We start from the raw sequence: 12,015 nt of genomic DNA on the forward strand, positions 1-12,015 counted from the left end.
TGGCACATCCGATCGCCATTCTCGCTCTCCGGCCAGTGTCTTTTGGCGCACTTGGTCCGGGGCATCCTCACAGCTTGCCACTCCCGGGGGTTGGCGATTGCACATGGACGACGAAACGTGTTCTGAAAGCGACTACTTGATCACTTGGCCCGGTGGACGATGCGCAAAGTCCTGGTTCACCCACTGAACTGTCAATCGCCTTTCTTAGATGGCTTTGCGCAATGCATTGGCAACCAATGTAAATGCAGGTGAAGACTGTCGTCGGCTGGGGTAGTACAGATAGTAGCCTGAAAACGGCGGACACCAATCTTCCAGCACTCGCACCAGCCGGCCTTCTTGCAGGTACGGTTCAAACTCTTCTTCTGGTAGGTAGGCAACGCCCAGCCCGGCCACTGCCGCCTGCACGATATGAGTCGAGGTGTTGAAAATGAGCGGGCCGTCAACTCGCACGTTTACCTGTTTGCCTCGCCGCTCAAAGTCCCAGACATAGAGCCCGCCTGATGTTTGCATGCGCTGGTTGATACAGCGATGGCTCATCAGATCGCGGGGGGCCTTGGGAATGGCGTGAGCAGCGAAGTACGCTGGCGTAGCGACGACAGCCATCCGCAATGGAGGGCCTATCGGAACGGCAACCATGTCTTTGTCGATGGTGTCCCCCAAGCGCACACCAGCATCAAACCGATCCGCCACGATGTCTCGAAATCCGTAACACACGTCAAATTCAACGTTTATATCCGGGTAGTCGTGCAGCAGCCCGGTAAGTTTGGGTAGCAAGGTCGTGCGCAAGACATGATCACCGCAGGTGATGCGTACGGTGCCTGCGGGCTTGTCGCGCATTTCCGTCAGCCTATCCAGCTCTGCTTGTATTTCATCGAAGCGATTGCCTATCGCTTGCAGCAGCCGCTCGCCAGCGATGGTCGGCGAAACGCTGCGAGTGGTCCGCGTCAATAACCGGATCTGCAAGCGTGCTTCCAGGCCGTTGATTGCCTGGCTCAGTGCAGGTTGTGTGACACCCAATGCCCCGGCGGCGCGCGTGAAGCTGCCTTCGCGCGCAACCGTGACGAAAGACAACAGGTCATTGAGATTTCTTTTGATCATGGTGAAACACATCTAAGCCAATTAATTAGCCTTGCTTATAGCCTTGTTAAGCATTCATTAGCTAGTCACATAACCGTTCCCAAGTCACCATCAACGCCATGAACAGGAATAAATGCGCAACGGCGATGAAATCGGCCCGGCTTGGTTTGCTGGCGGTGATGCTCGTGCTTGGCAGCTACGCAACGATGAATGGTGCCGCATCGGCATCTTCGAAAACGGAGAAAACCGCGATGTGGATGACCGTCGGCGAACAACGCTTCGCCATCACCCTGGCCGACAACGCGGCTACCCGCGCGTTTGTCACGCTCTTGCCGCTGACGTTGGAGATGAACGATCTCAACCATAACGAGAAATACGCCCCCCTTCCCCAAGCGCTACCTACTGAAGCAAACCCGCCGGGAACGATCCGCAATGGCGACCTGATGCTGTACGGCCCGGACACCTTGGTCGTCTTTTACACGAACTTCAACTCTGCCTACGCCTACACCCGTCTGGGGCAAGTGGATGACACCGCGAAACTGGCTCAAGCGCTGGGTCGGCGGGGTGTGCAAGTGACGTTTTCCAAAAACTGATGACTCCGCATCGACAGGATCCCCAATGAAAAAGATCATCGTTTTATTAACCCTTCTTATCAGTTCGCTCTCAGCAATAGGAGCCGATATGTCCAACGGCGCAGATAACTTCTATACCAGCGGCGACGTGACCGTACAGAAGGTCAACTTCAAGAACCAGTATCAAATGAACGTAGCCGGCAGCCTGTTCATTCCGAAGAAACTCAATGGCAAGGCCAGAAATCCGGCGATTGTCGTAGGCCACCCGATGGGCGCGGTCAAGGAACAGAGCGCCAACCTCTATGCCACGAAAATGGCAGAAAGAGGCTTCGTGACCCTTTCCCTGGACTTGTCATTCTGGGGCAAAAGCGAGGGGCAGCCGCGCAATGCGGTTTCGCCGGATATCTATGCCGAGGACTTCAGCGCCGCAGTAGACTTTCTCAGCGCCCAGCCTTTGGTCGATAAAGAGCGCATTGGTGCAATCGGCATCTGCGGCAGTGGCAGCTTCGTGATCAGTGCAGCCAAGATTGACCCACGCATCAAAGCCGTCGCAACGGTGAGCATGTATGACATGGGAGCCGTCAATCGCAACGGATTGAAGCACTCCCAAACGCTTGAACAGCGCCGGGCTATCATCGCGCAGGCCACACAACAGCGTAATGTGGAGTTCGCGGGCGGTGAAACGCTTTACACCAGCGGTACGGTGCATCGGTTGGATGAAAACACTCATCCTATCCAACGTGAGTTCTATGACTTCTACCGCACCCCGCGCGGTGAGTTCACGCCATCCAGCTCGTCCAAAGACCTGACCACGCACCCGACGCTGACAAGCAACATCAAGTTCATGAATTTCTACCCGCTCAATGACATCGAGACCATTTCGCCTCATCCGATGTTATTCATTGCTGGCGCCGATGCGCACTCCAGGGAGTTCAGCGAGGAAGCTTACAAGCTCGCTGGTCAACCCAAGGAACTTGTCATCATACCGGGGGCTGGCCATGTCGATCTTTATGATCGGGTCAACCTCATTCCGTTCGATAAGCTGACGAGCTTCTTCCAGAGCAATCTGAAGTGACAAAGAGACTAGGTTCCTCAAAGAGTTGCGGGGAACACAGAAACAGGAACGCCAATTTGTCAGTTATGTTCGTGCGAGCAAACATACCTGACAAACCGGCGCAATTGGGCTGCGTCAGACAGGCGTTTCGAGCGCGGCACTCATCGCCGTCAGCCGAGTAGTCAAGAGCGGCTTCGCCCCGGCTGCATCCGCGCCAAGGTATTACCACCCACCCAGTAATGATGGAACAGACCCGCCGCCACCCGCAGGCCGATCAGCCTGTAGCCGCTCCAGCATCAACCAGGCCAGCACCGGTGTCGCGATCATCAGGTCATACAGGGCCGCAGGCTCATTGACAGTTTCCCATAACGGTTTACGGCAATGTCGTGGGTCATAACGCGCCTCGTGAAAGTTTGACGCAGTGCCGACTCATTCGCCAGCCTCGTCCCTACCCTCCGGGCACTCACACGCCACGAAAAACGAAAGCATCGCTATGCTAACTACGGATAGATGCGTCCGGGAAACGACCATCTGCTGCGTAATATCAAGGAGGAGCCAATGATGGCAGAAGCAACTGCGGGACTCGAAAAGCAGATTGATATCGCGACAAAACTACTCTCCCTGTCGGCAAAAATCGGATTACTGATTGGTGGTACGTGCATCGTCAGCTACCTGTTGAGCAACGGTCACTACCCACAGGGCGTATCCATCGGAGACAGTCTGTTATTTCTGGTCGCGGCATTTTGCTTTGGCTTGGTTTGTGTTTATTTTTCAGTCTCCGTCACCGCAGCCGGGGTATTGCTTTCCCCACTCTTCATTCCGGTGCTTAGAGGCTTCGCCTGGTTACATGGAAAAGTCACCGGTGACAAACCCGTACTGGAATTCAAGCGACCAAAAATAACGTTCTTCTTGGTATTTTTTGGATTATGCGGGGCAGTAACCATTTACGTCCTAACCCGCAAAAGCCCCTTGGAACACATTCTGCTCATCCTGCTGCCCATTGCTCAGTACATCATTTACTCCGCCTATCTGGAGCAGAACAAGAAGATAAAAGCAGCGCAGCCATCGGCACCTGAAGTCGTCGATTTCGAGCATCCTGAGCAGAATCCTCACGCCGAAATGAAACGCTTGAAGAGAACCAGGGCGGTGATCGCTGGCGTCATCCTGCTGACGCCCCTTCTCATGGGGGGCGTGACCTCGGACTTGCTGCAAGTGGCCATGAGCTTCGCGCAAATACGCATAGAACGGGCAACGATTCTCGTGAAACCGCCTTACGCCAACCTGTTGCCAGCCCCCAAGGATTCAGCGCTGGAAAACTACAAAAGCTTTGACAATGCGACGGTGATTTTCCGAGGTGTTGGCAATTCGACGCTCATTGAAATGCGCACCGAGGAAACGGCGATCCGATTGGAGATCCCAAATGACTCAATCATTATCGAGCGCCGTGTGAGGCCCATTGCCAAAGTCAGGAAAGATCCTGAAAAAACGGAAAGCTGATACCATCCGAACATTGACACGCTGAGCAGAACAATATGAATCGCCGCAAGAAAATAAACCAGTTATTGAAGGCTAACGCCAAAAAAGCCAGTGCCAAGCTGGCCCCCAAAAACAAGACTCAATACATCAGCAAAGCCGACCGACTGAAGCTGGCGGCTGAAGCCGGTGACGCCCCCATCACGCCGCCGGAAAGCTGATCCACGTCGCTGAAGTTCCATCCTCAGGTCGTTTTGCACGTTAACCAGGCGCTCCAGAAAAGACTGCTGAAGAACCGGGTAGCACTGCCGAATCCTGCATCATTCAGCAGCTTTTGAACCGCCGCCTCGGAATGTGGAGGGTCGGCGCCTTGAAGAATTTTTCCAAGCTTGACCGTCACTTCTTCCGGGCTGGCACCATGCTGTCGCCACCGTTGCCCCCAGGCCGCGAGGAGTAGCGGCTGGCTGGCATACGCATATTGGTTCCCGGCGACAATCAGCGGCGCTCCCGGCTTTAGATGTGCCTGGATGGACCGTAATATTTTCAACTTGGCTTCATCCCCATCGAGATGATGGAGTACACCGATCAAGGTGGCAGCATCGTACGACCCGTTGGCGACCAGGTCTTCAACATGCCCAAGATGCATGGCGGTTCTTTCGAGCAAGTTGTTTGCGGCTAATTGCTGCTTCGCGGCCTCCAGCATTGGCCCGGACGGATCGACGGCAGTGAAGCGCCAACCCGGCTCCAGCTTGGCCATTGCAATGATCTCTTGCGCCGTACCGCCGGCGCCCACCACCAGTATTTTCGCCGCCCCCACGGTCCCAAGGGTCGCCGCCAGCATGCACGCCGCCAGGTCCTGGCAGGCGTCGTACCCAGCGAGCGCGATGCGGCTCTGTCGGCCGTACTCGTTGGCCCGTGAAGTATCAAATTTTTCCGCTGAATTAAACGAGGATGATTTCAATGCGCAGTTCTCCGTGTCCTGGAATCAAGCTACGCCTCCCTTAGGGATAATAAAAATTCATTAATTTTATGCACGGCATTCCCAAAAGGAATATCAGTTTCCATCGGCAGAATTTTGCGCGGTTAGCCAATTGCGGCTTGCGATAAATATATGGAAATACGAATATACTTTTTTCCATATATTCCGGACCGGATCGGAGCTGCGTAATGACTGAGTTCTCCAGCGAAACCCCGCATGAATTCCCCAATCTTGACCTGTCACTCTTCGACGTACCGACACCGGAAAAGCTCGAAAAGAGCGCAGAGCCACAGCACAAGCCGCGCATACTTTTACTGTACGGATCAACCCGCGAGCGCTCTTTCAGTCAGTTGCTGACCCGCGAAGCGGCGCGCCTGTTGGCGCTCATGGGCGCCGAAACCGCTATCTTCGATCCGTCCGGGCTGCCACTGCCGGACGATGCGCCCGTCGACCACCCCAAGGTGCAAGAACTGCGCGACTTGGTGATGTGGTCGGAAGGCCAGGTCTGGTGCTCGCCTGAACGCCACGGCTCGATGTCGGCGGTGTTCAAGGCACAGATCGACTGGATCCCCCTCGCACTGGGCGCGGTCCGTCCTTCCCAAGGCAAGACATTGGCAGTGATGCAGGTATGCGGCGGATCGCAATCCTTCAACACCGTGAACCAACTTCGCGTACTGGGTCGCTGGATGCGCATGGTCACGATCCCCAATCAATCCTCCATCCCCAAAGCCTTTCTTGAGTTCGACGAAGCCGGGCGTATGAAGCCATCGTCCTATTACGACCGGGTCGTCGACGTCATGGAGGAACTGATGAAGTTCACCTTGCTGATGCGCGGTAGAGAAGCCTATTTAGTAGATCGCTACTCCGAGCGCAAGGAAAGCGCCGAAGCGCTCTCCAAACGCGTTAACCAGAGGTCCATCTAGGCGCTGCGAGCGTGATAGGTTCTTCGGTGTGATGTAGGACTTTAACGGACGTAAGCTGCCTTCACATCGGCCTCATTCTGAAGGGCAGCTACGGCCAATGACCCAATCCAGACCACCGAAACCCCGTAATTGATTCGCTGGTACAGCCCGAACAAATGACCGTCGGCCAATGCCGTCGCCATCAGCACAACCGTCACGATGGCCAGGACGACGCAGATCGCCGAGAACATTGCGAACCTGGAAGATGAAAGCAGCGGCTTGCCAAGGAACGTCCACAACACTCCCGCCAGAGTGAGCGAGATGAACATCACCAGCCCCGCAAGATTGTGGCTCTGTTGCGAGACCGACGGTTGAACCGGCGCACAGCCTTGATCGCAGGAAAAATAGCCGGCCGTAAAACTTGCCAGGCCATGGATGAGAATCAGTGCCGCGCTAAACAAGGCCATCCGCGATGCCTTGAACCGTCTCGCCACGCCTACTGCGAAAAGCACGAACAGCACACCCAGCGCAAAATTGTTCACCCAAGCAGAGAAGCTGTGGGTCGGCGCTCCCACGGCGCCTAGTTGGCTCATGGCCTGATCCAGATGACTGTAGCCCGGGTAGGCCCGCGCAGTCAGTGCAACACCCAAAAGCAGCCAGAAAGGAATCAGTATTCCAGAGCCCAGCAAAACACGATCAATGGTTTTCATGGTGTGACACTCCGTGTCGTTGTGATGTCGGTTTGCGCGCTGATTTGAAATCTGGCATTGATTCAATGCATCCACCCGCTCAATCAAGGACAGGGCGCAGGAAACTACGCTCATAACTCAGAATGAATCGTTGTTCCGTCGCCTGGGTCACCCATTCAATGCACTCCGGATCCTGTTCGGCTTTCCTTCGATAGTTTTCGTAGTCGGCCAGGCTGGAAAAGCTGAACAGACAGTATGCGATGTTGTTGGCGCCTTCGGCGGGGAGAAAGTAGCCATGATGGACGCCACCCATTCGGGTCACCCCTTCAATCCATTGACGGGAGTAGCGCTCGAAAGCTGGAACCTGATAGGGATCAATGACATACCTGACATGGCAAGTAATCATGGGTTCAATCCTTTGAAAACTGGAAAAAACGGATTCTACACAGGATACGAGGCATGTCGTCGATGATTGCCATTCGCCGAACAACTTCGTTGCTCATCGCAGTGGCTGACGCCAGCGGTCAATCATCACAGGCAATACGGTGCAAGCAGGTGTTGAAGTGCGCCTCGATAGCTTCTGAACGACGAGGCGTCATCGCTAGGTAGCGTTATCCCGCTGAACGAAGCGAGCGACATAACGGTCGGAGCAACAAGACTTCGGCAAAGAAACCTGCCCCATGCTCCTACGATCCACTGCCCTCGCGACCTTGTTCACCTTGGCTGCCGGCCCGGCAACCGCTGCACCGGAACCACTGCGCCTGGAAAGCCTGAAACGCTGTGGCGACCTGCTGGATAGCCAGCACCAGCACTGGTGTCTGACGGCGCGGGGGTTGGGCGATGGAACGCCACAACTGAAGCTGGGGGCAAAGGTGATACCCGCGGACGCGATCCAGCGCGAAGAGGAAAACCTTCGCTTACGCCTGGACAGCGCCGACTACCAGAGCGGCCCGCTCTGGCTGCAGGACGGTCAGCGTGCCAGTAATGCCGCCTGGCTGACCTTGCGCAACAGTCACGTACTGGCCGCCGGAGCGGACGAAGTGGCGAAGAACATGGATGGCCTGACCACCTACGTCGACCTGGTCAGCGTGCTGATCGAGGAAGACCGTGATGGCCGCCAGGAAGCCGAGCGCCTGGCCCGCAAGTACGGGGCAACGGTGGTCGGCAGCATCGCGCCGCTGAACCTGTACCAACTTCGCCTGCCGGCCAAAGACTTGGTTCAGCGTGATGCCCTGGTGCTGCGTCTGGGCAGCGAGACCAGCGTGGACGCCGTGGTCATCGAAGAGTCCTCGGCCGAAGAAACCGAGCAAGCCGCAACCCATCCTGAAGAACCGAAGAAGCCAGCCCTGGACTCCGATGAGTGGGCCGCGAATCGCTTTCTCGACGCGGTGAATTATTACCAACGACGCATCCCCGGACGACAGCCGCCCATCCAGCCGAAACCAGTGCGCATCGGCCTGATCGAGCGTGATGTGGATTTCGACACGACGGATTTCGCAGACTACCTCGGCGCCTGCTCACCGCCGCGCACCTGTGTCTACGCCCGCGATGCAGACAAGCCGGACAACCACGGCTCAACCGTCGCCGGCATTCTCGCCGCGCGTTGGGACGACAGCGGCAACACCGGCTTTCTCCGCGGACTGGACAAGACCAGCGGCGGTTTCGAAGTCATCGTCGAACGTAATTCCGATGCCGGGATCACCGCCAACATCGCCGCCTCCGTCAACCTGGTGGAGGACGGTGTGCGCGTGCTCAACTGGAGCTGGGGCATCCACCGCGTCGGTGCAAAAGACGTCAAAGACGATGACGTCGATTCGCTGCTGCGCTCGGGCATCGCCATGGGCGGGTACGAGGAGTTGCTGGAGGAGTTCTTCCTCTGGCTGCGCAAGGAACATCCCGACGTGATCGTGGTGAACTCCGCCGGCAATGGCGCTTCGTTCTCGGGTAGCGATGAATACCGCCTGCCCTCCTCCTTCATCACCGAGCAGTTGCTGGTGGTCGGCGGGCACCAGCGCAGCAAGCATACCGGTGTCGCCGTTGACGACCCGGCCTATGCGGTCAAGCGCAGCTCCTCGAACATCGACATGCGCGTCGACATCACCGCCGCCGCTTGCGCCCATGCCTCGACGACCAACGCCGGCCAGCAAGGCGCAGTGCATTGCGGCACGTCCTACGCCACCCCCATGGTCGCGGGACTGCTGGCGGCGATGCTGTCCATCAACCCGCAACTGCAACCCGAGCAACTGCGCATGCTGCTACGCCGCAGCGCCATGACCATCGGCGACAACCACGACTTCGAACGGATGGACGCCGAAGACCTCACCGCCCCCATCCTGCCGTCGGAGCGTCGCTACCAACTCAACGACAAAGACGTCGGTCGCTCGGCGCGGCTGGACATGCAAAAAGCCCTGGACCTGGCCGCGCAAAGCCGCGACCGTGTGCGTTGAAAGTCAAAGTCAAAGTCAAAGTCAAAGTCATGTCTAACTCAAGACGATGTCTGGCTTACGCGGGCAAAACCACCCATGCATCAGCCCGGCCTGGAAGAACTGCACCGGAGCCTCGAACCCTGCGGTCTCGATGAAACCGGCGACCTGCTGTGCCGGCAGGATAGCCACGTCTCGGGCGTAGGCGGCACGAGCTCTGACCAGCATATCCGGCTCTACGCCTGCAGAAGACATCAGCGTCATCCAGTTGCGCAGTAGCGCCTCATAGGCAGGTGATTCGATGTCAGCGGCTAAGTCGGCGTTTGCCAGTATTGCGCCCGGCTTAAGCCGGCGGGCGATCTCGTGGAAGAATGCTATACGGGCTGGTGGCTCGAGCAAAAACTGAGACACCAGAAAGCAGGTAGCACCGTCGTGGTCAGGCTCGGTTGGAAGCGCGTGAAGGTAACCCTGATGAAAGCTGCAACGCGAGAGGAAGCCTTCTTTCATCGCTTTCTGCCGACAGATATCGAGCATGGCGCCCGAGGGGTCAACGGCAGTGAAATGCCAGCCGGGGTAATGCTTGGCCAAGTGAGCCAGTTCCGCCCCGGTGCCTACGCCGACACAGAGTACCCGGGCATTTTCCGGTAAGTCAGCGAACACGGCGTCGAGCAGGGTGTACAGGGCGTCACGGATGGGCGCCATTCCCGCCCATTGCTTATCGTAGCTGGCGGCCTGCTGGTCGAATAAGGCCTTGAGTTCTTCATTGCGCATGGAGAGCACCTTCCTTTGCGTCGTGACGGGATGTGCCGCAATGGATGCGGCTACGCTTTCAGTATCCCAGGGCTGTCAAGCCCCACCGGTTGTGCCCCAGGGCTACCCGGCCTCAGGTAGACAATCGAGCTTAGCGCCACTGGGTACAGGCATTGTTCCTGTCACAGGTGCGACGTTGTTGCCATGAGGCGTCCAAACCACTGCCCTGCCCTGAGTCAGCCAATCATGGAACCAATCGGTAGGTGGACTGCACCAGCCCCGAAGGAAAGCAGTGGCTGGAGACCAGTTTCAAATCCACATCCCGCTCAAGCCCGCCAAACAACGGCCGCCCCGAGCCGATCAACACAGGAACGGTGGTGATCACCATATCGGTCACCAACCCCTCGCGCAGGAACGACTGCACCACCCGCCCGCCATCCACATAAACGCGCTGCATGCCGTGGCTCTCCAACTCCACCATCAAATCCTTGGGGGCCAGATTGGAGAAACGTAGCTTGCCCTTCAACGCCTCGGGCACCGGCGAATCGGCCAACTGTTCGGACAGCACCACCACGGGACGGTCGTAGAACCAGGTGTCGAAGGTCCGCACCTTTTCATAGCTCCCGCGCCCCATCACGATCACGTCCTTGTCGGCGATGAAGGCTGAATAGCCGTGGTCTTCGGACGGGTCGTCACGTCGTAGAAGCCAGTCGATGTCACCGTCGGGCCGAGTGATGAAGCCATCCAGGCTGGTGGCGATGAAGACGTGGGCGGTGGGCACTGAGCATGCAACGAAGAAATGATCCCGTGGATCTGCTCGGTCCAAGACCGTGTACGTTGCGTCTGGGAGCGAGCTCCGTCGGTGCCCACGGCAAACCTTCGCCCCTGCTCCCCCGCCCAGGCCGCTTCCTTGGCGGCGTTGAGCTCCAGCAAGTTGGTCTGCTAGGCAACCCAATTGCAGGGCGCAACGCGCGCCTATAATGTCGCTATAGAACGAAGCCACTTGCACCTCCAATTGTGCTCAGGGCAGCAGCTGTTCAAGGTCAGTCAGCAAGCGATCTTGGTGAGTCTGCTTTTTCTTGCAGCGCATATAAACATCAAGTTGATATTTCAAAATCTTCCAAGGCTGGCAATTTTTTTTGGGGGTGATAGTTTTGCACCAGACTATAATGAACAGATTAAATGCGCACTGGTACGCGCGGCCATCCTTGGAAATTGGTGGTTAATAAAATTAAATCTGTGATGATTTGGTGTAGCAATGAGGATTTAATATGAACGTCTTATTGAAAGAACTGCACTCCTATCATCATGAGGTGGCTATCCAAATTACTCAGATCAAAGAATTACTGGGGAGGATAAGGCATGGATCTGCGGGTGCCGATGACTGCAAGCCGTTGTTCAAGCAGTTGGAAGCCTTGCATGGTGATGCAGAGCGGCACCACCATGAAAATGAAGAGCTTATTCGGCGGGCCTTGCTAGCAACTGATGCACCGATCCACCAACGGGTCGAGGATATCGAACGAGATCATCAAGCATTTGAGCGAATTGCTGGACAGCTCAAGACGTTGGAGGCGTCAACTCAGGAGGCAAGAGTAATCGCCGACACTATCGATGACTTCATCAAGAAATACTACGACCATATGGATACTGAGGAAAATATTTTCTTTCCCGTGGCGGACAAGTGGTTGTCAGACATCCAGTGGCAGGAAATAAAGCGTCAGTGGCACCAATCGAAACTTTAAGTATCTTGCTTAAAAAGCAGGCTACCACTTAACACTTGACCTCACAATTTTATTGCGCTGACACCCGATAATACATTTAGCCTGTAGGATTACTTATATATAGCTACAAATGAGATAAGTCATGAGCAATACACCCACACATTCGCCAGACGTGGAATAAGCGTTGTGGCTAATCATATTATTTCGATTACAAATCTCTAGGGATGGTCTGAAATAGCCGGATGTTTTCCGGCTATCGAGCCGTCAGTACTTTTCAAAAAACGACCCGCGTCGAAATTTGATCCATTTTCTTCATTTTTCAGCCCTTCCGGGCGCAGCAAGGCGCTTCGCAGCGCCCATTTACTGTATTACACG

At 56.1% G+C, this 12,015-nt stretch carries 13 protein-coding genes and 2 pseudogenes; 7 read left to right on the plus strand and 8 right to left on the minus strand.

Translation table 11 applies throughout. From position 1 onward, the window contains the following. Positions 1 to 204 precede the first annotated feature (204 nt). Entirely contained in the window at positions 205 to 1,098 is an 894-nt protein-coding gene (locus AACY42_RS25325; RefSeq protein WP_339483083.1) for a LysR family transcriptional regulator, read from the minus strand. A 125-nt stretch (positions 1,099 to 1,223) separates the two neighbouring features. Between AACY42_RS25325 and AACY42_RS25330 the strand changes: the two genes are divergently transcribed. Continuing rightward, positions 1,224 to 1,670, plus strand: a complete 447-nt coding sequence (locus AACY42_RS25330; protein ID WP_339483085.1) for a cyclophilin-like fold protein — start codon at positions 1,224 to 1,226, stop codon at positions 1,668 to 1,670. A 25-nt stretch (positions 1,671 to 1,695) separates the two neighbouring features. Next, positions 1,696 to 2,724 carry an alpha/beta hydrolase gene (locus tag AACY42_RS25335; protein WP_339483087.1) on the plus strand — a complete coding sequence of 343 codons (1,029 nt, stop codon included), beginning with the start codon at positions 1,696 to 1,698 and terminating at the stop codon, positions 2,722 to 2,724. A gap of 161 nt (positions 2,725 to 2,885) precedes the next feature. On the opposite strand, the pseudogene AACY42_RS25340 reads toward AACY42_RS25335, so the two are convergent. Further along, positions 2,886 to 3,081: pseudogene (locus tag AACY42_RS25340) on the minus strand (cytochrome B); the annotation flags it as partial. A gap of 180 nt (positions 3,082 to 3,261) precedes the next feature. Between AACY42_RS25340 and AACY42_RS25345 the strand changes: the two are divergent. After that, the gene (locus AACY42_RS25345) at positions 3,262 to 4,200 is read left to right on the plus strand and encodes a hypothetical protein (protein WP_339483088.1); all 939 of its coding nucleotides are present in this window, start codon (positions 3,262 to 3,264) and stop codon (positions 4,198 to 4,200) included. Between the two features lie 35 nt (positions 4,201 to 4,235). Next, positions 4,236 to 4,397, plus strand: a complete 162-nt coding sequence (locus AACY42_RS25350) for a DUF2986 domain-containing protein (RefSeq protein WP_339483090.1) — start codon at positions 4,236 to 4,238, stop codon at positions 4,395 to 4,397. A gap of 23 nt (positions 4,398 to 4,420) precedes the next feature. Here the strand turns inward: AACY42_RS25350 and AACY42_RS25355 are convergent, their stop codons facing one another. After that, positions 4,421 to 5,137, minus strand: a complete 717-nt coding sequence (locus AACY42_RS25355) for a class I SAM-dependent methyltransferase (protein ID WP_339483091.1) — start codon at positions 5,135 to 5,137, stop codon at positions 4,421 to 4,423. A 206-nt stretch (positions 5,138 to 5,343) separates the two neighbouring features. Between AACY42_RS25355 and arsH the strand changes: the two genes are divergently transcribed. After that, positions 5,344 to 6,078 (plus strand): arsenical resistance protein ArsH, encoded by a 735-nt coding sequence (arsH, locus tag AACY42_RS25360; protein WP_339483093.1) that lies wholly within the window; start codon positions 5,344 to 5,346, stop codon positions 6,076 to 6,078. 41 nt (positions 6,079 to 6,119) lie between these two features. Here the strand turns inward: arsH and AACY42_RS25365 are convergent, their stop codons facing one another. After that, a complete protein-coding gene (locus AACY42_RS25365) occupies positions 6,120 to 6,767 on the minus strand; it encodes a DUF998 domain-containing protein (protein ID WP_339483094.1) in 648 nt (215 codons plus the stop codon). A gap of 79 nt (positions 6,768 to 6,846) precedes the next feature. Next, a complete protein-coding gene (locus AACY42_RS25370; protein ID WP_339483096.1) occupies positions 6,847 to 7,152 on the minus strand; it encodes an NIPSNAP family protein in 306 nt (101 codons plus the stop codon). Positions 7,153 to 7,426: 274 nt separating this feature from the next. Here AACY42_RS25370 and AACY42_RS25375 point away from each other — a divergent pair, with 274 nt between their 5' ends. Further along, a complete protein-coding gene (locus AACY42_RS25375; protein ID WP_339483097.1) occupies positions 7,427 to 9,193 on the plus strand; it encodes a S8/S53 family peptidase in 1,767 nt (588 codons plus the stop codon). 33 nt (positions 9,194 to 9,226) lie between these two features. Here AACY42_RS25375 and AACY42_RS25380 read toward each other — a convergent pair whose 3' ends face one another. The 3 genes and pseudogenes from AACY42_RS25380 to AACY42_RS25390 all read right to left on the minus strand — a co-directional run. Next, entirely contained in the window at positions 9,227 to 9,940 is a 714-nt protein-coding gene (locus tag AACY42_RS25380) for a class I SAM-dependent methyltransferase (RefSeq protein WP_339483099.1), read from the minus strand. Between the two features lie 223 nt (positions 9,941 to 10,163). Next, entirely contained in the window at positions 10,164 to 10,700 is a 537-nt protein-coding gene (locus AACY42_RS25385) for a dihydrofolate reductase family protein (RefSeq protein WP_339483100.1), read from the minus strand. Between the two features lie 2 nt (positions 10,701 to 10,702). Next, a pseudogene (locus AACY42_RS25390) lies at positions 10,703 to 10,861 on the minus strand (methyl-accepting chemotaxis protein); the annotation flags it as partial. 329 nt (positions 10,862 to 11,190) lie between these two features. Here AACY42_RS25390 and AACY42_RS25395 point away from each other — a divergent pair. After that, entirely contained in the window at positions 11,191 to 11,661 is a 471-nt protein-coding gene (locus AACY42_RS25395; protein WP_339483101.1) for a hemerythrin domain-containing protein, read from the plus strand. The last annotated feature ends 354 nt before the right edge of the window (positions 11,662 to 12,015 follow it).

Source organism: Pseudomonas sp. RL_5y_Pfl2_73, assembly GCF_963970515.1.
Classification (GTDB): domain Bacteria; phylum Pseudomonadota; class Gammaproteobacteria; order Pseudomonadales; family Pseudomonadaceae; genus Aquipseudomonas.